Here is a 22,847-nt window from a genome sequence, read left to right on the forward strand (position 1 = left end):
CAGTCCGCCAAACGGCCCGTCGGGCGGGGGTAACGACAAACTTTCGTCACGCCGGCATCGTCAAGACAGACTTGGCCGTTAAACTGGTGGGCTTGGCTGATACACGAAACGCGAACGGATTTTCCTGTATGGATTTGCTTTCAAGTGATTCACTAGCAGCATTTGGCTTGTTGGTGGTGGAAGCCGCACAAAATCTGGTCGACGTCCACGATGAATCGCTGGACAAACGCGCCGCGTTGCTGAAAGTCGAACAGCCCACATTGCACCAGAACGATGGGGATATCCGATTCGATTTTCGTGTCGCCGGGAATCGTCAAAAAACCGAAACCGTCCAGATCCACATCATTCCCGACGACGATATCGACTTGGACGAAGTCGAAGCCTTCCAGGTTTCGTTGCGTGCCGACGCGGTTTGCGAATGCGTCAGTTTTCAACGCGACGGTTCGTGTCCGCACACGTTGGCCAGTGCCTGGTGGCTTCAAGAACAGTTGGGCCGACGAAACATCCAACAGGTGCTGGAATTTTTCGGGACCCTGGAACGCGATTCTGTATCCGACGGTCGCGAACTGGTCAAAGAATTGTTGACCCTGGCCGACAATTTACAGCAGTCAGAAGAAGTTCCCACCACGCGGTTGCAATGGCGGATCGGCATCACTGACGCACGTTATTACTGTCCGGTGTCGGTGCGTGCTTATGAACAACGTCCACGCAAAAGCGGTCGAGGATGGACCAAAGGTCGTGAACTGAGGGCTTACGATCTTTTGCAAAGGAATTTCAGCCTCCAGCCGATCGACGGCCAAATCGCCGCATTGGTGGCCGACCCCAGCTACAGCTTCAACGAAGACCACTTCAGCGAATTCCAGGCCATCCGATTGTTGATCGGACACCCCAACGTCGTTTGGGACGACCAGGATGCGCGGGGTGTGTCCGTTCAATCAGGACAATTGTCACTGGCGATCGAAGTTATCGAGATTGACGAAAGCGAAGCCGGTGACCAGGACGGTCCCGATCAAGAATCCTCTCCCGACGATGAAGCGATCCGCACCAAGTTTCGTCCCAAGTTGCACCTTGGCGGGCAACCGCTGAACCCCGAAGCTTGCGATATCATCAAGGGCTACGCCAGTCCGTCCGAACCGGTGCTGTTGATCGTCGATCAGGACCAAGATCGAATCGTCTATTGCCCGCTGCCGTCGCAACGCGCGATTCGCATGTTCGAATTCTTGCTGCGTTCCGATTGGGAAGACGCTTTGCTGGACTTTGAAACGGCCAATTTGTTGGCGGTCCAAGCGTCGAAGATCCATTCGTTGATCAACGTCGACCTGCCGTTGCAACTGGCCGGTCCCTTGGAACCCGTCGAACCCGAACTGGTGATTGAATTACGACCGCGGGTGGGTGCCGGCACCAAGGTCGCGCTGGGAATGCACGACCCACGATTCGAACACTTGATGACGCCCGGTTCGCCGCCGCAGACGGTGACCTGTTTAACGCCCGAGGGCCCCATCCGGCTGGGCCGCGACTTGGCGGTTGAGCGAAACGCGGCCGACCAGGTGACCGAGCGGTTTGCCTTGCATCAATTTTCGTCCGACGGTTCCTATCGCTGGGTCGCCGAAACCGACGAAGACTCGCTGGACTTGTTGGGACGTCTGCACGCCGCCGGCGAAGAAGCCCCGCGAATCATTTGGCCCGAAGGCGAATCGATACGCGTGCGTGGCGAAATCACACCGTCATCGTTGCGAGTCCAGATCGACGACCGGCGTGACTGGTTCGGCATGTCGGGAGTGATCGATCTTCAGGGCCACCAAGTCGCTTTGTCCGATGTCCTGTCGGCGGTTCAAGACAACCGATCGCTCGTCCGTGTCGGTGATCGTGAATTTGCCAAAATCAGTGACGAATTCCGCCAGCGTTTGCGGCAATTAAGTGACAGCGTGGTGTCCGAACGCGGCGGCCTGAAGATCGCTGATGCGGCGGTTCCGTCGGTCCAAGACTTGATCGGCGAAGACGTCATTCTGGAAGCGGCTGATCGCTGGCACCAGTCGATTGAAAATCTGCAATCCTTACACGACTGGACACCTGAAAAGCCTTCCGAATTAGATGTGGAATTTCGGCACTATCAATTGGAAGGTTACCAATGGCTGGCCCGCCTAAGTCGCTGGGGCGTTGGTGGCGTCTTGGCCGATGACATGGGCCTGGGAAAAACGGTTCAAGCGTTGGGTGTTCTGTGCGATCGCGGCGATGGCGGCCCGGCCCTGGTCATCGCGCCGACCAGCGTGGGTGACAACTGGGTCCGCGAAGCAAACCGTTTTGCCCCCACACTGAATCCGATCTTGTATCGCGATTCGAACCGCGATGAATTGATCAAAACTGCCAAAGCCAATGATTTGGTCATTGTCAGTTACCAATTGTTACAGCGGGACGCGAAACGCTTTGCCAGTCGAATCTGGAACACCCTGGTATTGGATGAAGCCCAGTTCATCAAGAACGCACAAACCAAGACGGCCCAGTCCATTCGACGAATCGACGCCAACTGGCGGATCGGACTTTCCGGAACGCCGCTGGAAAATCACCTGGGCGAATTGTGGAGCCTGTTTCGAACCCTGAGCCCTGGATTGCTGGGATCCTGGGATCGTTTCCGCAACCGATTCGCTGAACCCATCGAACGCCACCGCGACGATGAACGTCGCACGTCATTGGCCCGTTTGGTACGTCCATTCATCCTGCGTCGCACCAAAGAAAAAGTGTTGACCGAATTGCCACCGCGGACCGAAATCACGGTGCAGGCGGTTTTGTCCAAGGAAGAACGTCGCTTGTACGAGGAAGCCCGGATGGCCGCGGTCGCGGAATTGTCCGGTGCCGCGATTGCGGAAAAAGGCGAAGGCGATCGCCGAATTCGCACGCTCGCGTGGTTGACCAAACTGCGTCAGCTTTCCTGCCATCCCCAGTTGGTCGATCGCTCGTGGAAAAAGGGTTCGGCCAAACTGAGCCTGATGATGGAATTGATCAACGAGTTGCGTGACGAAGACCATCGGGCGTTGGTGTTCAGCCAGTTCGTCAAGCACTTGGATGTGGTTCGTAAACAATTGGACCAGCAAGGCATCGCCTATCAATACCTGGACGGCAGCACGCCCGCCAAAGAACGCCAACGCCGCGTAGATGCTTTCCAAAATGGTGAAGGCGATCTGTTCTTGATTTCGCTGAAAGCCGGCGGAACGGGCTTGAACCTGACCGCTGCGGATTACGTTTTCCATCTGGATCCTTGGTGGAACCCGGCGGTGGAAGATCAGGCGACCGACCGGGCGCACCGTATCGGCCAAGAACGCCCGGTGACGGTCTATCGTCTGGTCGCCCAAGGGACCATCGAAGAACAGATTCTGCAAATGCACGCCGACAAACGTGAATTGGTCGCCGGTGTGTTGGACGGTACCGATGGGGCAGCCAAACTGAACACCCAAGACTTGATCAACCTGATCAAGGAAGGCGTGGCCCAATCGTAGTTTGTCGGTGACGCCAGATTCCGTCGCGATCCTTTGCCCGCCAACGATTGATCCCAGCGTCTGAACTCTTATTCGACGGCAACAATGGACCTTCGCAAATATCAACGCATCGCACTGTTGACCGACGGATTTTCGACCCCTTTTTTGGCCAAGACCGCCATCAATCTAATGCGGTACCGTGGCGATGATGTGGTCGCGGTGATCGATCGCGATCATGCGGGATCCGACGCCGGTACGGTTCTGGGAATCGATTCGCCAGCGAACGCCGGCATCCCCGTACTTGCAACGATCGATCAACACGACATCGATGCCGTTTTCGTGGGAATCGCGCCACCGGGCGGCAAATTACCGCCACGATGGGACGATCTGATTGCCGCCGCGATCGATCGAGGAATTGACGTCGTCTCGGGACTGCACGAATTTCTATGCAACCGTTCCGAATGGGTTAGTGCGGCCGAGCGATCGGGCAGCCGTTTGATTGACGTTCGCAAAAACGATTTCAGATCCGTCGCCACCTGTGCCGCGTTTGACGAAAATTGCCTGCGCATCCATGCCATCGGTAACGATTGCAGCCTAGGAAAAATGGTGACCTGTTTGGAAATCCAAAAGGGTCTTCAACGTCGCGACCTGGACGCCGGTTTTGCGGCAACCGGACAAACCGGGATCATGATTGCCGGCACAGGTATTCCGATCGATTGCGTGGTCGCCGACTTCGTCAACGGTGCGGCTGAAAGTTTGACGCTGGCCCATCAGAACCACGACGTCTTGTTGATCGAAGGGCAGGGCAGTTTATCCCACCCGATGTTTTCGGCGGTCACGCTAGGCTTGCTGCACGGCTGCGCGCCCGATGGACTGGTGTTCTGTTATCAACCCGGTCGTGATTTCGTCAAAGGGCTTGATGGTGTTGCGATTCCACCGCTGCGTACATTGATGGATTTGTCCGTGGCGATGGCCAATTTGCGACACCCGTGTCGCCTCATCGGGATTGCCGCCAACACATCACTGCTATCCGATGCCGAAGCCGAATCAGAAATGCAGCGAGCTTGCGAGGAATTTGGTTTGCCGGTTTGCGATGTTTATCGCAATGGTCCCGATGTTTTGGTCGATGCCGTGATCCGTCTGAAGCAAGAACAACCATCCTGATGCAGATTTTCAGTGAGACGGTGACGCTGCATCCCGAGCATCCGTTCGGCATTTCTCGAGAGACGATTCCGACACAGCGTAGTGTGATCGTCCAGTTGCAGCATTTGGATCATGTCGGCTGGGGCGAAGTCACCGAGAATCGGTTTTATGGTCGAACCGCCGAATCGATTCAGGAAAACATTCGCATCGCCGCCGACATGCTGTCTGGGATGACGGAATTGCTGACCTGCAACGATGGGGTGAAACAGATCTGGGACCAAATCGCCCAACGGGTCTGGCCGGACACATTTGCTTTGTCGGCGATCGATTCGGCCGTTTGCGATTGGACCGCCAAACACCAGAACGTTCCGACGCATCAGATTTGGGGCTTGGACTGGACTTCAACAGTACCGTCCAGCTTCACCATTGGGTTGGACACCGTCGACCGCATGGTCACGAAACTCCGTCAACGTCCCGGTTGGCCGGTCTACAAGATCAAGCTGGGATCCGATGACGACTTGGACATCGTGCAGCGTCTGCGGGGGGAAACCGATGCGGTATTCCGCGTCGATGCCAACGGCGGCTGGGACGTCGACAAAACGATTGCCATGTCACAGGCAATGGAAACGCTGAACGTTCAGTTTATCGAACAGCCGCTGCCAATTGATGCACCGGAGTCGGCCAAGCGAGATGTCTTCACCCACAGTCGACTGCCCCTGATCGCCGACGAGGATTGCCAAGTTGCGGCGGACGTCGCCAAGTGCTCGGGAATGTATCACGGAATAAGCGTCAAGCTTTGCAAGTGTGGTGGGCTGACACCTGCGATCGAGATGCTACGCCACGCCCGACGCTTGGGGTTGTCAACCATGGTCGGCTGTATGGTGGAAAGCTCCATTGGAATCAGCGCCGCGGCACAGTTGTTGCCACTTCTTGATTTCGCCGACTTGGACGGCGCCGAACTTTTGGATTCTGACCCAGCGATGGGAGCCAGCGTGAACCGAGGAATCGTTACACTTGCGGTCGGCAACGGTCACGCGGCATCCATGCGACAACATTCCGAATGAATAATCCATCTCAACCGGCCTCCACATCGACGATTGGACGATGGCTGAACAGTGCCGCGTTTGCACCATTGGCAATTGTTTTCTGCGTGGTTTTGTCCTTGATCGCCGGCCGGCTGGCTGATGAAAACTGGATCGAGCAATTCACCAGCCAAGGCGGCCAGGACGTCCAAGTCAGCCCCGACCTGATCGCAACCGCCGATGACCTGCGGGAAAAGATCCAAGAGGAAAAGACATCGTCGGACAGCGTGCTGGTCCCTTCGCCCGATGACTCGACGCCCGCAGTTCGGGTCACCGTGGGCAGACACTTTGGCATCTGGTCCATTTTGCCCGCGGTCATCACTTTGGCGTTTTGCGTGACCTTTCGCGAACCGTTGCCGGCACTGTTGCTGGGGATCTTGTCGGGGGCTCTGGTTTTACAGCAATACGATTTGACCGACGCGGTCTTGTTGCCCGGTTTGGCATCGACACGCGCCGCCGGAATCACGCTGTTGTATTTGTGGCTGTTGGGCGCATTGCTTGGCGTTTGGTCGCGAACCGGCGCCGCGTTGGCGTTCGCCGAATGGGTGTGCGGTAAGTTTGTGCGTGGCCCTCGATCGGCGAAGTTGGTCGCATGGGTTCTGGGTGTATTGTTCTTTCAAGGCGGCACGGTCAGCACGGTGCTGGTCGGCACCACGGTCAAGCCGATCACCGATCGAAACCGGATCAGCCCAGAAGAACTCAGCTATGTGGTGGATTCCACGGCATCGCCGATCGCATCATTGATCGCCTTCAACGCTTGGCCGGGCTATGTGCAATCGTTGATCGCAGTTCCCGGGGTGGCGTACTTGGCCACGGAGGCGGATCGCATCGGATTCTTTTTCCAATGTGCACCGCTTAGCTTTTACAGCATCTTCGCAGTCACCGGAACGTTCCTACTTTCGATCGACAAAGCACCGTTCCTGGGGAAACGTTTTCGGGCGGCAATCGCCAGGGCTCGACAGCAGGGCAATCCCATCACCAGCGGCGAGGTACACGTCAGTGCCGACACCATCGAACCAATGGGATTTGAAGGGGACCCTGACAACCAAATCGATCCCGATTACCAGGCCAACCCCTGGGAATTTGCGTTGCCGCTGCTAACGCTGATCGGTATCGCAGTTGGCACGGGGCTTTACGATAGCCCGAAGGTGCGTTGGGCCTTTGCGGCAGCACTGGGCGTCGCCATTGCCGCCGCACTGTTGCGTGGCATGAAGTTGCCGTCGTTGGTCGAAGGCGTCGGCGATGGCCTGAAAAGCGTCACCGTTGTGTCGGTGATCTTGGTCCTGGCGGTCGTGCTGGGTGGCATCACCACCGAACTGGGCGGTGGACTTTATTTGTCCACGGCGATCGGCGAAAACGCCCCGCGCATACTGTTCCCCGCGATCCTGTTTGTGCTGACCGCGGTGATCGCGTTCGCCACCGGCACAAGTTTCGGGACCTATGCCATCGCCTATCCCCTGACGATGCCGATGTCGATCGCGATGTCGTCAGGATTGCCCGCTGAATCGGGACAGTGGTTTGTGATGATCTGCTTTGCCGCGGTCTTGAACGGCAGCGTTTTTGGCGATCAGTGTAGCCCGATCTCCGATACGACGATTCTAAGTTCGTTGGTCTCGGATTGTGACCTGATGGAACATGTACGCACACAGATTGTTCCGGCGTGCCTTGCCGGCGTCTTGGCAATGATCGCCTGGACGATCATGACTGCGATTACGGTTGGCTGACGTCGTCGACCGTTCCGCCGATCGCTTTGACTTCGTCGATCAAGTCTTTCATCGCTGGTGACAACAACAAGCCCTTTCGCCACATCGCGACGATACTGCGAACGCCCATTAGGTCGGCAGCCGATCGAGTCTGTAGGTTCTGTCGCAAGTAGCCTTGTGCATTTCCCGCCAAGATGCCGATGCCCATCCCCGCGGCCACACAGGCGACGGTGAAAGCACTGTTGTCCGTTTCGACGACCACCCTGGGTTTCAGCCCTTCGCGATGAAACGCTTGTTCCAGAGCGGATCGTCCGTGAGATCCTGATCGCGTGACAATCAGGTCCTGCTTGGCCAGATCAACCAACCGCAGCGTGTCGGCTTTCATGATCGAATGCTCGGGCGGACTGACGACCAAAAAGTCCACCGTGTAGACCGATTCGTAGTGCAATCGTTCGTTGGCCTGTTGCGGATTGGGTTGCAATGCGAACGCCAGATCCGCCTGGTCGTTTAACAACAGTTCCTCCGCACGTTTGTCGTTCCCCTGGCAAATCACCAACAGGTTGTCATGGGTCTTTCGAAATCTGGCAAAGGGCCGCGCCAGGTCCTCCAACATCATTCGTACGCCGCTGACGATACGAATCGGTGCAGCGATCGAATCTTCCAGCCGGTCAAAGGTTGATTCCAAACTAACCAGAATCGGGTCGATCTGGCGATACAAGGCCAATGCGGGTGTGGTGGGCTTGATGCTACGTCCTGTTTTTTCAAACAGCTTGACCCCATAAACCCGTTCGATCGCTTGAACCTGCTGCCAGACGGTGGGCACCGACAACCCACAGACTTTCGCAGCTGCGGCGTACCCGCCCTCGCGCATGACCAGGCAAAACGTGTTCAGCTGGGCCGCGGTCAGGTCGTAGAAACGGGGAGAAGGCATCTTTCCACCATACACCAATGGCAAATGTTCTTTTTCGACTATTTAATTGAAGCAAAGCATTTTGTGGCTTAGATTGACTTGGAAATCAACCCCAGCCGCTGCTGAAGCAGCCTGCGGAGATACCCCAATCCAATTCATGGCAGCGGGAACGTGACAGCGATCCCGTCCTGAGCACCACACAGGTGGTGGTCCAGGGTGATTGCCACCAATGCGTTTCTTGTGCCACCCCCGGCGTTGAGCGTTCCGATGTGTTCGGGGCACGACTCAGCGGCCGTCGGCGTCGGGCGGTGGACAGGATCCAGCCTTCTTCAACATCACCGGGCAACGGCCGAAATTTTCCCCGCCGGTGACCGATGAATTTTGCGCTCCGATAGATGCGTATCCTTCTTCGTGATTCACTCTGTACACTGTTGACCGCTAAAAGGATCCACCCGACGCCGCAGGATGATCGCGCCAGTGTTTCGTGAATCGCACTATGGGCAACTGATCATTGACGCCATCCCGTCACTGGTCTTTCTCAAAGACAACCAGAACAACATTTTGAAAGTCAACCAAGCCGTCGTTGACAGCTTGGGCATCCCACGAGAACGAATCGAGGGCAAACATTCGTCGGAGATCTTTCCGGATGATGCGGACCGATTCTACGAAGATGACTGCGCGGTGATGGCCACGGGCCAGCCGCGGCTGGGCTACACCGAAGCGGTCGGCGATCGCTGGGTCCGCACCGACAAAATGCCGATCGCCGACGCCCAGGGGGCTTATCATCGCATCTTGGTGATCGCAACGGACATCACCGAGGTCCGCGAAGCGGAACTGGAACGTGACAAGCTGCAAACGATCTTGGAAACCACCAATCGGATTGCCAACGTCGGTGGCTGGGAATACACGTTGGATCCGCCTGCCATCAAATGGTCCCCACAAGTGTGTCGCATCCATGGGATGCCCGACGACCATCAACCCGATTTGGATTCAGCCATCAACTATTACGCACCGGACGACCGGGCAACGGTTCAAGCCGCCGTGCGACGTGGCATCGAAAAATTGGAACCTTGGGATTTCGAGGCACAACTGATTCGCACTGACGGAACCCGCGTCTGGGTTCGCGCGATGGGGGAACCGGAAGTCAAAAATGGCAAGTGCGTTCGTTTGTGGGGAACCCTTCAAGACGTCACCACGCTGAAAGCCCTTCAAAACGAACGAGATGCCTTTTTCAGCGCAACGCTGGACCTGTTGTGTGTCACCAACTTCGATGGCGAAATTGTTCGCATCAATCCGGCGTGGACCGAAAGCCTGGGATACGAAGTCCCGCTGTTGGAAGGACGGTGTCTGTTCGACTTGGTTCACCCGCATGACGCCGATGAAACGCGTCGCGTCATTGCGGAGTTGAAAAACGGTGTGTCGGTTCAAGGCTTTACCAACCGGATCCGTCACCGCAACGATTCCTATCGAACGTTGGAATGGTCCATCCCGGAACCACGCCACGGGGACCAGGTGCTGTTTGCCGCGGCGCGCGACGTCACCGATCAACACAAACTGATGCAACAACTTCAGCGGTCCAATGCTGAACTGGATCACTTTGCCTACATCGCATCACATGATTTGAAAGCGCCCCTGCGCGCGATTGACCATATATCGGGATGGCTGCAAGAAGACTTGGCAGGCGACCTGCCTGTCGAATCCGAACGCCACCTGCAACAGTTGAACCAGCGTGTACGTCGGATGGAAAAACTGTTGGACGATTTGTTGGCCTATTCCCGGGCCTCGCGAGACCGGGGACAAGTCAGTGTCGTATCGATATCGAAAGTGGTCTGCGGTGTGATTGATTTCTTGGCAGTGCCCAAGGAATTCACGATCGATTCGAAAATTCAAATCGAACAAATGACGACCCGTCGCACGCCGCTGGAAACCGTTCTGCGGAACCTGATTTCCAACGCCGTCAAACACCACGACCAAGAATCGGGAACGATCCAGGTCTGCTGTCAGCACTGCCAGGACGACGACCGATTCGTCCAGTTTTCCGTCGCCGATGACGGCCCCGGCATCGCCCCTGAACTGCGAGAGCGTGCTTTCAAAATCTTCCAGACGCTGCGGCCTCGTGATGAAGTCGAAGGCAGTGGCGTCGGTCTGGCAATCGTTCAACGAATCATCGAAACCGAAGGTGGAACTGTCCGTATCGACAGCAACCAACCGCGGGGCACCGTGATTCAATTCACGTGGCCGTTAGAACCTATTGAACAGGATCATGCAGGGTGAACGCTGTAAACGAAAACCCATACTCGGCAGTCCAAATCTTATTGGTCGAAGACGACGACATCGATGCGGAGGCGATCGGCAGAGCGTTTCGCAAAGCCAAGATTGCCAATCCGACCCACCGTGTGTGCGACGGTATGGAAGCCCTGGAAGTCCTACGCGGAAACGCGGCAAGTGCGATCAGTCATCCCTACCTAGTACTGCTCGACTTGAACCTCCCCCGCTTGGACGGCATTGGATTCCTACGCGAAATCCGCGGCGATGCGTCACTGAAGGGAACCATCGTATTTGTGTTGACAACATCCGATGATGACGCCGATAAGATTGCAGCATACGACGAGCAGATTGCCGGCTATATGGTGAAGTCCCGCGCCGGCAAGGACTTCATGAATTTGATCAATATGTTGGATCACTACTGGCGGGTCGTCGAATTCCCGCCGGAGAAGCTGGACGGAACCTGAGAAACTACCATGGAATTCACGCACCGACGGATCGTGGTGATCGACGACGATTCGCTGGACCGGGAACAGATCGTCCGCTTGTTGGGATCAGATTTTCAGATCCTGTCAGCCGATTCCGCACGTCAGGGTCTGGACCACTGTCAAAACCAAAACCCCGATTGCGTCTTGCTGGACTATCGTCTGCCCGATGCCGATGGGATCGCGACACTGCAAAAAATCACACCCAGCGGTATCCCGGTGATCATGTTGACCGGGGAAGGTGACGAGGAGGTTGCCGCCACGGCGATCAAAACGGGCGCGTTTGACTATTTTGCAAAGAAGCGTCTGGACAAAGTGCGGCTGCATTCAGCCATTCAGCGTGCCATCGAACACGCCGATCTACGTCGCCGCCTGTCACGCACGCGTCAGGAGTTGGAAGACTTGGTCGGAATGGCGACTTCGGAACTAAAAACTCCGCTGGAAGATATCGAACGGACGCTGCGGACGGCTTTGGTCGACATGGCCGACGACGGTTCGGTCCGGTCGCGATCATTGGTCTCCCGATCCGCCGACACGGCCAATGATCTTCGCATGATGGTGGATCAATTGCTTCATCAGACCCAAGTGGATGAAGACCTGGAAACGCTGGACTGGGTCGACATGAACGACGCCGTTACGGTGGCGACGGAACGCTTGGTCGATTCGATCCAAGCCTCCGGCGCAAAGATTCGTTACGGCGATTTGCCCATGATTTGGGGTGACCGTTCCAACTTGATTCAGTTGATCCAAAACCTGTTGTCCAATGCCATCAAGTTTTGCGAAGCAGAGACACCGTTGATTGATGTCCGAGCTGAATCGAAATCGGGACAGTGGCTGTTGACCGTTTCGGATAACGGCATCGGCATCCCGATTCATGAATCGGAAGACATCTTCGTTCCGTTGAAACGACTGTATTCCAACGACGAATACCCGGGCCACGGCCTGGGCTTGGCCGCGTGCCGAAAGATCACGCAGCAACACGGTGGTCGCATTTGGCTGCAAGACAGTGATTCCAACGGATCGATGTTCTGCATTGCCTTGCCGGACCGATCCGCAGAGATGCCCATCAACGGCTAGTCAAAGCCGGTGCATCTGCTTTGCTGAATCGACATGCAATTTCAGCGGTTTGATCAGCCAGCTGGGCCGCTATAGTCCGGAGGGCGGTTGGCAAATTCTGGCGTGGACCAGTCGACCGTGTTTCGCAGACACACAACAAGGCCCGACAACTTTGATGTTGCCGGGCCTTGCTCGTTTTCGGTTCGTTTCAGATCACATCCGCCGGCATGACATCTCGTTTTGGCAGCCGGCGTCAAGATCGGTCGCGGATGTTAGTAGCGGAAGATCAAATCCAGCGTGACACGATCCTCGATGACATCCTTGAATTCCGTCAGCGGGAACTCATAAGCGACACCGGCTTCGATGTTGCGGCTGGGCTTGTACTTCATCCCGACATTGTGGGTCACCAAGTCGTTGCCTTCGACATCGGTCGCCGACAGGTTCAACAGGTCTTGGCCCGACACGCCCAGCGGCAAGCCGACTTCGGCTTCGTCCACCCAGTGCCACCAAGAGTTTTCGGTGAACAGGTACACGCGATCGGTCAGCTTCACGTCGAAGTGATTGTTCCAGTGCACGGTGGTGCTTTGCACCGATTGGTCCACGGGCAATTGCCAACCGAACGAGCTAAGCCAGTGGGCTTGGCCGTCCAAGAAGCGTTGACCACCGGAAACGAAGAAGTGGAATTCACCATCGCCGACGGCTTGGGCGGCTTTTTCGCTACCCATGGGAATTTCATAGGTGAATCCACCTGATAGCAGCGTGCCCGTCCGCGTATTGCGGATCAAGTTGTATTTCAGACCCGCTGTCACGTCGGCCCATCCTGAATCCAGCACCAAGCTGTCCAGCGCGCCTTCGCTGCTGTCGATGATGTAGCCGTCTTTAACCGCGATCAGGCTAAGCCGCTCGGTCAACGCGATGCGAAACTGCAACGCGAATAACTGCACACTGCCACCGGCCGGAATGTTGTTCGGCCCCAGTGTTGCGGGGAACTGATGAGTCACGAAGATCGGACGCAATTCGGTCAAATTCCGCGGGTCTTCGAAGTGGACGAAGTCGATCATCGGGCTGATGAAATCATCAAAGCAATGATCGCTGGGTCGCAGACAGCGTTTCAGCGATGCCAGGCATCCACAAGGATCGCATCCCAGCGAATCACAACCTGCGTCGCACCCATACGCGTCACAGCCAAAGTCGTCGCACGCCTGGTCGCAACCCATCACCCCGAACGGGTCGCATCCGCCGCACGTATCGGCGGTCACCAACGCGGGGGAACACAGGCACGCCACCGCGGCCAAAATCGATGTTTTCCAAAAGCGTTTCACCATCCACCTCCTGTCAAGTTGGCAAGTCGCCTTTGGTTCGACACCCTTGGCCGACCACCCGAATCCGACTTGTCCGATCTGTTCCGTGTGTCCCATCGGCGCAACGCGAAACGTTGACAGTGATTCACCTCGGGTGCCGTTAAGGTTTTCCTGGTCGCTGAAAACCACATCGACCAAGCAGCATTGGCGAGTCGTACGTCGTCATCCGTGCGGATTTGTCACATTTCAGATCGTGGCGAGGTGTCGACTGCGGCATCCGGTCGCGGTGACTGGCTGCCCGACCAAGCTCGACGATCCGCCTCGCCAGGGTATACCGACGACTTTTTTCTGGACCTTTGGCCCCCACACCGAATAATCATCACACTTCCACAGTCGTGTGCGTTTTTTGAAACCATCCCAAGGTCGCCGCCGACGTGCTAAGGCGGGACCGGACGGCGGCACGTCGGACCTGGGGATCGGTTTCAGGTTCTTTATTTTGGCGTCATGGCGACAAACGCATCCCGACTTTTTCACGCTCGTGACCAGACTTGTCACGGCGGTCGCGAAAGATACTCCTGTCGGCGAAACGAGCGGCAAGAGCCGAGAATTCGCCTGTGGAAAATCTGTCGTTTGTTGGTTGTCGAAGTGCGGCCCAATCGATACGATATTTCTGTTCACCACCCGCCAGATCCGGCACGTCACACAGGGGCATTGCCGGGGCTAGAACAACCGAATCACACGGGAAGGAAAAAAGGGAATGGCCAAGAAACCGAGAACTGCGACCGCTGCTGCGTCCAAGGGTGTGAAATTGGATCCCGGCATGAAGACGGTTTTGGAAAAGGAACCGGGTCTGAAGACCACGCTGCAACAGATCGAAAAGACCTTCGGCGAAGGTGCGATCATGCCGCTGGGTGCGTCACAGCATCTTCAAGTCGCCGGAATCCCGACGGGAAGCCTAAGTTTGGACATGGCCTTGGGCGGCCAGGGAATCCCGCGTGGGCGGATCATCGAAGTGTTCGGTCCGGAATCCAGCGGTAAAACGACACTGGCGCTGCACATCGGTGCGGAAGCGCAAAAGACCGGCGGGATCGCAGCGATCATCGACGCCGAACACGCGTTCGATCCCAGTTGGGCCAAAAAGCTGGGTGTCGAATTGGACAGCCTGCTGGTCAGCCAACCCAGCAGCGGCGAAGAAGCGATGCAGATCTGCGAAATGCTGGTCAAAAGCAATGCGGTTGACGTGATCATCGTCGACTCGGTCGCCGCTTTGGTTCCGAAGGCGGAATTGGAAGGTGAAATCGGTGACAGTCACGTCGGCCTGCAAGCTCGATTGATGAGCCAGTCGATGCGTAAGCTGACCGGTGCGATCGCCAAAAGCAAATCAGCCGTGGTGTTCATCAACCAGATCCGTGAAAAGGTCGGTGTGATGTTCGGCAGCCCGGAAACCACCCCCGGCGGTCGTGCCCTGAAGTTCTACTGCAGTTGTCGAATCGATGTCCGACGTATCGGAGCATTGAAAGACGGCGAAGAACAGGTCGGCCAACGGGTTCGCGCCAAGATCGTAAAGAACAAGGTCGCGCCGCCGTTCCGCGTGGCCGAGTTCGACATGATGCACAGCAACGGCATCAGCTTCGAAGGCGACCTGCTGGACTTGGGAACCACTCACAAAGTGGTCAACCGCAGCGGATCATGGTTCAAGTACGGTGAAACCTACTTGGGGCAGGGCAAAGAAAAGGCACGAAACTTCTTGATCGAAAACCCGGACGTACGGGACGAGATCAAGCAGAAGGTGCTGGCCGCCGGCGGTTATGCGGCACCGGTGGATGAAGCGGGCGAAGGCGAATCCGAAGCCGCAGCAACGGACGAAACCGAGGTCGCCGAAAACAGCTAGTCTGATCTTTCGGTTCACGCCAATTCGTCTCGCTCCGATGGCCGACCGGTCACTCGGGCGGGATTCCTTTTGCCCTCATTTTGCCTTGATGTCGATCAGATCCATTGCGGTGGCTTTCGGCGCATCTTTGATATGCCGTTGCCGGCGCGACAGACCAACTCGGTCGCGACCGTCACGGTATTCCGACCGGCTCCGATCGCGTCGGCGATAAAACGGACGGATCGGCCACGCCGTCCGCGTTGTCGTCGACGCGTCGCCGGTCCATTAGCCACGGAGGGCTTTTTCATTCATCCAGATTGCCGATGCCGGTTGCCTCCCACGCGTGACCGTTCAGTTCGCCTTTCCCTTGGCTTCCATCTTGCCCCACGTGTCTCGCAATCCAACGATGCGATTCATGACCAGGCTTCCGGGCTTGCTATCGGAATCGACAACGAAGTATCCGACGCGTTCAAACTGGACTCGATCACCAATCTGAGCCTCGGCCAGAGCGGGTTCCACAAACGCAGTGCGAACCGTCAGTGAATCGGGATTCAAGTAGTCCAAAAAAGTCTTGCCTTGCTCGGCTGCATCCGGATTTTCCACACCAAACAACCGGTCATAGTCACGCACCTCGACTTCGCTCGCGTGATCCGCACTGACCCAGTGGATGGTGCCTTTGACCTTGCGTCCTGATTGATCTTGGCCGGATCGCGTTTCCGGATCATAGGTACACAGAATCTCGATGACATTCCCGTCATCATCTTTGACCACATCGTGACAATCGATGATGAATGCCCCGCGCAAACGCACCGCGCCGCCCTTCTTTAATCGGAAGAATTTCCGGGGCGCTTCTTCGCGAAAGTCTTCCTGCTGAATCAGCAAGTGGCCGCTGAAGGGCACTTCACGCTTGCCGGCCGATTCGTCTTCGGGGTTGTTGATCACCGAACACATTTCGACCTTGTCTTTCGGCCAATTGGTGATGGTCAACTTGATCGGATCCATGACGGCCATCCGCCGCGGAGCGACCCGATTCAAATGTTCGCGGATCGAGTTTTCTAAACGCACGACATCGATGGTGCTGTTGAACTTTGCAACGCCGACATCGGCACAAAAGTTACGGATGGATTCGGGCGTGTACCCACGTCGCCGCAAACCGCTGATCGTCGGCATGCGTGGATCATCCCAGCCGCCGACATGTTTTTCTTTGACCAGTTGCAACAACTTCCGCTTGCTCATGACCGTGTAAGTCAGATTCAAGCGTGCGAATTCGATTTGTCGCGGGTGATGGATTTCAAGGCTGTCGCAGTACCAATCGTACAGCGGCCGATGGTTTTCAAATTCCAACGTACAAATGGAAAAAGAAATTCCTTCGATGGAATCGCTTTGACCGTGAGCCCAGTCGTACATCGGGTAAATGCACCACCGGTCGCCGGTACGATGGTGATGAGCTTTCATGATGCGGTACATGACCGGATCACGGAGATTCAAGTTGGGTGACGCCATGTTGATCTTGGCGCGCAGGGTTTTCGAACCGTCGGGGAATTCCCCCGCTTTCATCCGCCGAAACAGATCCAAATTTTCTTTCGGGTCGCGATCTCGGTAAGGACTGTTCTTTCCAGGTTCGGTCAACGTCCCACGGTACTCACGGGTTTGTTCCGCCGACAATTCACAGACGTACGCTTTACTCTTTTCGATCAGCCGCTCGGCCCATTCGTACAGCTGCTCGAAATAATCGCTGGCATAGTGCAGTTCGTCCCACTGGAATCCAAGCCAACGGACATCTTCTTGGATTGATTCGACGTACTCCGTTTCTTCCTTACTGGGATTCGTATCATCGAATCGCAGATTGCAGGTGCCGCCGTAATTTCTCGCGAGCCCGAAGTTCAAGCAGATGCTTTTTGCGTGACCGATGTGCAGATACCCGTTGGGTTCCGGTGGAAACCGGGTATGAACGGCTTCGAATTTGCCAGCCTGAAGATCTTCATCGATCGCGTTTTCGATGAAGTGCTTGCGTGGGCGTGGCGATTCCGTTTCGGCTTGTTCGGTCATCCCGATGGACTTGATTTGGAAGATAAAGAGGGGCATTTCAGCGGGTCGCTTTCACCAAAACCGACCCGTCACGACGTGACAGATTTACACGGAAACGGGTTCGCCACCCAGCCCGGTTCCCGGCGGTTTGCCCGACGCTGTGGTCTTGGGGCAAATTCACAGCCAATAGCATTTCCGCAGATTCGCGGCACAAGGGCCGCCGCCGACTCATCGGCCCGGCCCGTCAGCAACCAGGCCTCCGATCGGCAACCGCGAGGGGCGATTCGGCCGGTCATCGGGACAGGCCCATCGCATTCTGCGGCAGTGCTACGCCGTGGGCGTTTCGGCCTGAGGATCTTCCGTCGGCGTTTGCGATTCCATCTGTGCCTGGTCCTCCAATGACCGAATGAAGTTGATCAAGTGCCACACATCAACCTCTTCGAACTCGCCTTCGACGAAAGTTGCCGCGGGCATGGGCGTGCCGTCAATCCCTTGAGTGATGCGAAGGTACAGATCGCTGGCCGATTCGCCGCCGTGGAAAACGCCGGTCGAGAAGTTTCGCGGCTTCGCATTCACCGGTGCCAGGGCCCCGCGTGCCAATAGAGGAATCAGCGAATCACGATCGTCAGGCTTCAGACCAATCTTCAGCGTCCAATCCTTGGTCCAGTCATCGTAGTCCGTGGTTTGGCCATCACCCTGACCGGTCTTTCCGTGACATGTGCTGCAGGCAGCAATCTTGCCCAGGAAGACCTCGCGACCTCGCTGAACGGAGTCGGCCAACGCGGCGGATTGGTCGCTGTTCTTGACCTGAACGTATTCGTCGTAGCTATCGGTGACCGGAAAATCACTGGGCGGTTCCGGCACCTCGACGACTTCGTCCTCGGCTTCCAACCAAGAATCGGCGATGTCCATCGCCAGTTCCTCGGCCAGTTCCCAGCCGTATTCAAAGTTTTCGACGCGGGTTTCAAATTCGTCCAGCTGTTCGTCGCTTAGCCCGGCCGGCGGTTCGCCAAGGTCACGATCTTCTGGGACGATGATGCGATCACCTTCGTCGAACGCCCAGTCACCCGATAAGACGGCTTCGTCGATGATGCTGCGTTCCAGTTCGCCACGCCAAGATAGATAGATGACATAGTCGGTCAGTGCTTGAACATCTTCCTCGGTCAGTTCGTTGATTTTGACCATGGCGGTGCCCTCGATTCCGTTCCGGATCAATCGCGTCAGGTCTTCCCGCAGCGGCTTCACACCGCGAGGCGTCGACGTGAACTTGAAGACGCCCTTGCGATAATCACGGGGATAGGGCACCACGACGCTGCTGGTCGCACCACGCCCGTCGCCGCTGACACCGTGACACGTGGCACAATGCTTTTGATAAAGACCTCGGCCTGGTGTTCCGGGATCGCCCGACGCTTTCATCAGGTTGTCCATCGACACCAGTGAAGCAAAATCTTCTTCTTCCGCCACGAACGCGGGCAACTTGGGCTGGTCCGGCGTGCCGAACATTTCGGTCAGAATCCAAAACGTATCATCCATGGGCTGATCCATCGGGATCTCTTCACGGATCTGATACTTCATCGCGTGGACAAAATTTGGGTCAAACGTCGCCGGTGGAGTCTCGCGACAACCTGCCACCAGAACGGCCAGGCTGCACAGCAGGGATGCGGGTACGAACAGTTTTAATTGCTTGGTCGACATCATTTCGGTCCAACACAGACGACGAGTGTAGCGGTCCCTTATGGGATCCATTTTCCAACGATTCAGTTTATCAGGCCCGTCCAACCTTTGTGATCCGCCGTGTGCCAGTCCATCCGGCGGAAAACAGATCTGCATGCCAAGCAGGGCCAGAGGACGGCGGCCGAATGCCTAAGCTGACGCCTTGGCGATTGCGGCATCCATTCGGTTGCACGTACGTTCTTGACCGAGAATCGCCAGCGTTTCAAACATGCCAAAACCACCGGGCTGGCCGGTGGTGGCCAAACGGAGCGAGTGGATGATGTCTTTCAGCTTGATGGATTCACGGTCGCAAAACGCTTTGACGATTTCCGCGATGGCGTCGTGATCGAATGCGTCGGCGTTCACAAAGTCCTCTTTCAACTTTGTCAGCCGCTCGGCCGCCCCGTCCGCGTTGACCACGCGTTTTTCGAACGCCTTTTGATCAACTGTGTAGTCATCGGTGAAACAGTAATCGAACTGGACAATATCGCCTGCGATCTTCAAGCGATCATCGGCGGCTTCCACCACGGTCTTCAGCAACGCATCGTCGTCCGAATCGACGAATCCGGCCGCGATCGCAAAGGGTGCGACTTGCTGCAAGCGGTCGTCGATCGAAAGTGCGGCGAACGCGTCGGCCTGGAAAGCCACCAGCTTTTGCGGATCGAACGATGCGGGTGCTTTGTTGACTCGGTCCAACGTGAATTTGTCGATCATTTGCTGGCGGTCAAATTTTTCCGTTTCACCGTCAAGCGACCAGCCCAACAGCAGCAGGTAATTCAGCACGGCCGAAGGCAAAAAACCGATCTCACGATAGAAATCCACGATCACCGGATTGAAGGTGTCGGCCTCGGTCGCGATGGAACAGGCGTCGGCAATCTGACGTCCATGATTCAGCAGATCGGCAAAGCCCTTGTTCTTGGTGTACTTGTCCAGTTTGCGTTTGCTCAGTTTGGCAGTCCCACCGGGTTCGGCCACATAGGGCAAGTGGGCGTATTGAGGTCGCGGATAGCCCAGGCTTTCCAAAATGAAGACCTGTCGTGCCGTGTTGGGCAAGTGTTCGGCAGCGCGAACGACGTGAGTGATTTCAAAGTCCTGGTCATCCACGACGCTGGCCAAGTGATACAGACAGCTGCCATCGGCGCGCTGGATCACGTGGTCCTGTTCGCTGGCCCAATCGACCACCACTTCGCCGCGGATCAAATCGTTGATCACGCACTGGCCCTCGCGAGGCATTTTCAGTCGCACCACCGCCGTGCGTCCTTCGGCTTGGAATGCCGCGGCCGCCGCGTCGTCTTCGGCCATCCAACGACGGTCATAGATGAAGGGCTTGCCTTCTTTCTGAGCCGCTTCGCGTTGTTGCTGTAATTCTTCGGGGCGTGAAAAGTCGCGATAGGCGTGACCGGATGCCAGCAACTGTTCCGCAGCCTGGCGATGACGTTCCGCCCGCTGTGATTGATAGTACGGTTCATGAGGACCGCCGACTTCCGGACCTTCATCCCAGTCCATGCCAAGCCAACGAAAGCCGTCCAGGATCGGTTGAATCGCTTCGTTGACGTTTCGTCCGGCGTCGGTGTCGTCGATTCGCAAGATGAACTGTCCGCCGGACTGGCGGGCCAGCAACCAGTTGAACAGTGCGGTGCGAACACCACCGATGTGCAGATAGCCGGTCGGGCTGGGGGCGAACCTGGTACGCATGAATTTGGAAATCGGCCAAAGGAATGTTGCAACAAATCTGTCGCGAAAGATAGCCGATGTTTGCCCGGCTGATGAACCACCGGTGGCGGGAGACCGTTTTTCCCGCCTGGTTTGCCAAGATCGCTTGATGCTGAGGGTCGAAGCCCACCGGAGAAGACTTGCGTCAATGGCCCCGCCACCGCATCAAATCGCTGGTTTGGAAACCGTTATGCGGCGCGTCCGCGTCGTTTCAGCTGTTTGCGCATCCGCCGACGTTCCGCCTTGCTTAGGCTGGTCCAATCGATGTCCTGTTCGTCGATGACGTCGTCGGAATCAAAATCATCCGCTTCCTCGTCGACCGAACGGTCGTCATCGTGGGAGGCGGATCCCCCGCGATCTCGATGGTCGCCCTCGTCCGCATCGTGACCGTCGTCATCACCGGATTTCGGTTTGTTCTTGCGTCCCCCAAACCATCCCTTCAGCCCACGCGACTTTTTCTGAGGCAGGGCGTCGGAATCACTTGCCTCGGTCACGACGTCATCGTCAACAGTTGCCTGCTCATCGGCGATACCAGATTCATCTTGGCCGGAGGACTTGGACGCTTTCTTTCGCGACCATCCCCAGCCACGTTTGCGTTTGGTTTGCCCCGCGTCGCCGTCGGATTCCTGTGATGCACTTTCGTGGTCTGATTCATCATCCAAATCGTCAACCGTCGATTCCGGATCCGCACTCTTGGCCGATCGTTTCCGCCAACCTTTCAACCCCCATCCGGATCGTTTCTTCGCCGGTTTGGATTCCGTTGCTTCGGCGACGTTTTCGTCATCCGCTTTGTCGCTGGGCTGTACGGCTTGCCCGGCTCGTGTCCGGTTTCGGGTGGTTGGCGTCTTGGCGGAAGCGGTTGTTTCGGAATCGGCTTCCGATTCCGTTTCGGACTGTGCGGCAGCGGTGCGTTTACCAGCTCGCTTGGCCTCCAAACGCTGGCGGCGTTCTTCGGCTTTTTGGTCCCGTTTTTGTTTTGCCGCTTCCTCGCGTTCGTTGCGCTCGGCCTCTTTGAACGCCTGTTTCTCGGCACGCTGCTGTTTCCAGCGTTGCGTCATCGAGTGCAGAGAATCGAACGGCGTTGGCTCCGCTTCCAGATCGCGAACCTCACGCAACAGCACTCGCAGATAGGCCATCACCGACACGCCAAAGCAACCGCATGCCCAGACCGGACACGACGTTACCAGCCACGCGCGGAACACCGAATCGATCTCGATCAAATTCCACCGCGCCGCAATCGGAATCGCAAAGGCGATCCAACCTGCGGCCATCATCGCAAGCGCCGCCTTGCATCGCGAGACTTCCACCAAAAGTCGCAAAGCAAACACCACACCGCCGAACGTCAGCAGGATCCGTAACCAGTCGCCGCCTGAAAGGGCCACCCGTGACCCGAACAAGGCGTCGATCAATCCGCCGCCCCAAGAAACCAGATCCGTGGCCGACTGCAGACTGGCGATCAGGCTGGTCAGCAAAACGATTCGCCACAGCCGGTAATGCCCCCGATAATCATCATTTCGATACCGCCGCAGTTGATAAACCAACAGCGATGATCCGGCCGTCAACGCATAGGCCATCGTCACGGTCCAACGTCCGAAACTGTCGCCGCGATCCAGTCGAAACGGCCGAGCCAAGTCGGGTCGTGATGCCAGAGCCGGCCAGGCAAGTGCCAAGTAGTGCATCACCGCAAGCAGGGACACCACCGACATGACGGCAGCCCCCAACGCGATCATTGACCGGCGTTTGACAGGCACCAGTGAAAACCACCGGCCACGCAATCGCCGATTCACATGAGACCCGTAAGCGGTCGCCGGGCGGCGGGCTTCCCGCAACCGCCTGGATGCCGCATTGCCAGGCGGTGCATACACGCCCTCGTCGATTTTTTGCGCCGAATACAACACACGGCGGCGTCGATCGATCGTCCGTCGTTCCGAAATCATCCAGCCGCACCGCCCAAGAAGAATCCGACGACGGCATCCCAACCGTCTTCCGGCAACGGAGCGACGCTACAAAATTCCGCCGCCCGCGGTCAACGTGTGGCTGTGGGCGTCGGTTTCACGACCGGCTTGTTTCACGCGTCAATCGGCCAGCCAAAGTGACCGCAGCCGGTC

Annotated in this window: 14 protein-coding genes; 8 read left to right on the forward strand and 6 right to left on the reverse strand. The window is 56.8% G+C overall.

Going from position 1 to position 22,847, the window contains the following annotated elements:
- Window positions 1–128: 128 nt before the first annotated feature.
- From Mal65_RS19275 to Mal65_RS19290, 4 genes are all read left to right on the forward strand, one after another.
- Window positions 129–3,491: a DEAD/DEAH box helicase gene (locus tag Mal65_RS19275; RefSeq protein ID WP_145301290.1), complete on the forward strand. Its 3,363-nt coding sequence runs from the start codon at window positions 129–131 to the stop codon at window positions 3,489–3,491.
- 84 nt (window positions 3,492–3,575) lie between these two features.
- Entirely contained in the window at window positions 3,576–4,634 is a 1,059-nt protein-coding gene (locus Mal65_RS19280) for an N-acetyltransferase DgcN family protein (protein WP_145301293.1), read from the forward strand.
- Window positions 4,634–5,677 (forward strand): dipeptide epimerase, encoded by a 1,044-nt coding sequence (locus tag Mal65_RS19285; protein ID WP_145301296.1) that lies wholly within the window; start codon window positions 4,634–4,636, stop codon window positions 5,675–5,677. Before Mal65_RS19280 ends, Mal65_RS19285 begins: the two co-directional genes overlap by 1 nt.
- Window positions 5,674–7,419, forward strand: coding sequence for a Na+/H+ antiporter NhaC family protein (locus tag Mal65_RS19290; protein WP_145301299.1), 1,746 nt, complete (start codon window positions 5,674–5,676; stop codon window positions 7,417–7,419). The genes Mal65_RS19285 and Mal65_RS19290 overlap by 4 nt, the downstream gene beginning before the upstream one ends.
- Here Mal65_RS19290 and Mal65_RS19295 read toward each other — a convergent pair.
- The gene (locus tag Mal65_RS19295) at window positions 7,406–8,329 is read right to left on the reverse strand and encodes a LysR family transcriptional regulator (RefSeq protein WP_145301302.1); all 924 of its coding nucleotides are present in this window, start codon (window positions 8,327–8,329) and stop codon (window positions 7,406–7,408) included. The genes Mal65_RS19290 and Mal65_RS19295 overlap by 14 nt on opposite strands.
- A gap of 444 nt (window positions 8,330–8,773) precedes the next feature.
- On the opposite strand from Mal65_RS19295, the gene Mal65_RS19300 reads away from it, so the two are divergent.
- The 3 genes from Mal65_RS19300 to Mal65_RS19310 are packed head-to-tail and all read left to right on the forward strand — an operon-like array spanning window position 8,774 to window position 12,135.
- Window positions 8,774–10,582 carry a sensor histidine kinase gene (locus tag Mal65_RS19300; protein WP_145301305.1) on the forward strand — a complete coding sequence of 603 codons (1,809 nt, stop codon included), beginning with the start codon at window positions 8,774–8,776 and terminating at the stop codon, window positions 10,580–10,582.
- Complete coding sequence (locus Mal65_RS19305) at window positions 10,579–11,040, forward strand: response regulator (protein ID WP_145301308.1); 462 nt, start codon at window positions 10,579–10,581, stop codon at window positions 11,038–11,040. Before Mal65_RS19300 ends, Mal65_RS19305 begins: the two co-directional genes overlap by 4 nt.
- Before the next feature lie 9 nt (window positions 11,041–11,049).
- A complete protein-coding gene (locus tag Mal65_RS19310) occupies window positions 11,050–12,135 on the forward strand; it encodes a sensor histidine kinase (RefSeq protein ID WP_145301311.1) in 1,086 nt (361 codons plus the stop codon).
- A gap of 251 nt (window positions 12,136–12,386) precedes the next feature.
- Here the strand turns inward: Mal65_RS19310 and Mal65_RS19315 are convergent, their stop codons facing one another.
- Complete coding sequence (locus Mal65_RS19315; protein WP_196784304.1) at window positions 12,387–13,439, reverse strand: hypothetical protein; 1,053 nt, start codon at window positions 13,437–13,439, stop codon at window positions 12,387–12,389.
- A gap of 733 nt (window positions 13,440–14,172) precedes the next feature.
- Between Mal65_RS19315 and recA the strand changes: the two genes are divergently transcribed.
- Window positions 14,173–15,306, forward strand: a complete 1,134-nt coding sequence (gene recA / locus Mal65_RS19320) for a recombinase RecA (protein ID WP_145301314.1) — start codon at window positions 14,173–14,175, stop codon at window positions 15,304–15,306.
- A gap of 330 nt (window positions 15,307–15,636) precedes the next feature.
- On the opposite strand, the gene Mal65_RS19325 is transcribed toward recA, so the two are convergent.
- The 4 genes from Mal65_RS19325 to Mal65_RS19340 all read right to left on the reverse strand — a co-directional run bounded on the left by Mal65_RS19325 (window position 15,637) and on the right by Mal65_RS19340 (window position 22,676).
- On the reverse strand, window positions 15,637–17,334 hold the full coding sequence (locus Mal65_RS19325) for a glutamine--tRNA ligase/YqeY domain fusion protein (RefSeq protein WP_145305054.1): 1,698 nt from the start codon (window positions 17,332–17,334) through the stop codon (window positions 15,637–15,639).
- Window positions 17,335–17,640: 306 nt separating this feature from the next.
- The gene (locus Mal65_RS19330) at window positions 17,641–19,059 is read right to left on the reverse strand and encodes a c-type cytochrome (RefSeq protein WP_196784305.1); all 1,419 of its coding nucleotides are present in this window, start codon (window positions 19,057–19,059) and stop codon (window positions 17,641–17,643) included.
- 117 nt (window positions 19,060–19,176) lie between these two features.
- Window positions 19,177–20,721 (reverse strand): glutamate--tRNA ligase, encoded by a 1,545-nt coding sequence (gene gltX / locus Mal65_RS19335; protein WP_145301316.1) that lies wholly within the window; start codon window positions 20,719–20,721, stop codon window positions 19,177–19,179.
- Between the two features lie 206 nt (window positions 20,722–20,927).
- Complete coding sequence (locus Mal65_RS19340) at window positions 20,928–22,676, reverse strand: hypothetical protein (RefSeq protein ID WP_145301319.1); 1,749 nt, start codon at window positions 22,674–22,676, stop codon at window positions 20,928–20,930.
- Between the last annotated feature and the right edge of the window lie 171 nt (window positions 22,677–22,847).

It is taken from the genome of Crateriforma conspicua (assembly GCF_007752935.1).
In the GTDB taxonomy this organism is placed as follows: Bacteria; Planctomycetota; Planctomycetia; order Pirellulales; family Pirellulaceae; genus Crateriforma; species Crateriforma conspicua.

Excerpts from the sequence above, each read along its gene's own strand:
- Mal65_RS19330 (WP_196784305.1), bottom strand. The coding sequence starts at position 19,059 with ATGGATCCCATAAGGGACCGCTACACTCGTCGTCTGTGTTGGACCGAA.
- Mal65_RS19280 (WP_145301293.1), top strand. The coding sequence starts at position 3,576 with ATGGACCTTCGCAAATATCAACGCATCGCACTGTTGACCGACGGATTT.
- gltX (WP_145301316.1), bottom strand. The coding sequence starts at position 20,721 with ATGCGTACCAGGTTCGCCCCCAGCCCGACCGGCTATCTGCACATCGGT.
- Mal65_RS19300 (WP_145301305.1), top strand. The coding sequence starts at position 8,774 with ATGATCGCGCCAGTGTTTCGTGAATCGCACTATGGGCAACTGATCATT.
- Mal65_RS19315 (WP_196784304.1), bottom strand. The coding sequence starts at position 13,439 with ATGGTGAAACGCTTTTGGAAAACATCGATTTTGGCCGCGGTGGCGTGC.
- Mal65_RS19290 (WP_145301299.1), top strand. The coding sequence starts at position 5,674 with ATGAATAATCCATCTCAACCGGCCTCCACATCGACGATTGGACGATGG.
- recA (WP_145301314.1), top strand. The coding sequence starts at position 14,173 with ATGGCCAAGAAACCGAGAACTGCGACCGCTGCTGCGTCCAAGGGTGTG.
- Mal65_RS19295 (WP_145301302.1), bottom strand. The coding sequence starts at position 8,329 with ATGCCTTCTCCCCGTTTCTACGACCTGACCGCGGCCCAGCTGAACACG.
- Mal65_RS19325 (WP_145305054.1), bottom strand. The coding sequence starts at position 17,334 with ATGACCGAACAAGCCGAAACGGAATCGCCACGCCCACGCAAGCACTTC.
- Mal65_RS19275 (WP_145301290.1), top strand. The coding sequence starts at position 129 with ATGGATTTGCTTTCAAGTGATTCACTAGCAGCATTTGGCTTGTTGGTG.
- Mal65_RS19310 (WP_145301311.1), top strand. The coding sequence starts at position 11,050 with ATGGAATTCACGCACCGACGGATCGTGGTGATCGACGACGATTCGCTG.
- Mal65_RS19285 (WP_145301296.1), top strand. The coding sequence starts at position 4,634 with ATGCAGATTTTCAGTGAGACGGTGACGCTGCATCCCGAGCATCCGTTC.
- Mal65_RS19340 (WP_145301319.1), bottom strand. The coding sequence starts at position 22,676 with ATGATTTCGGAACGACGGACGATCGATCGACGCCGCCGTGTGTTGTAT.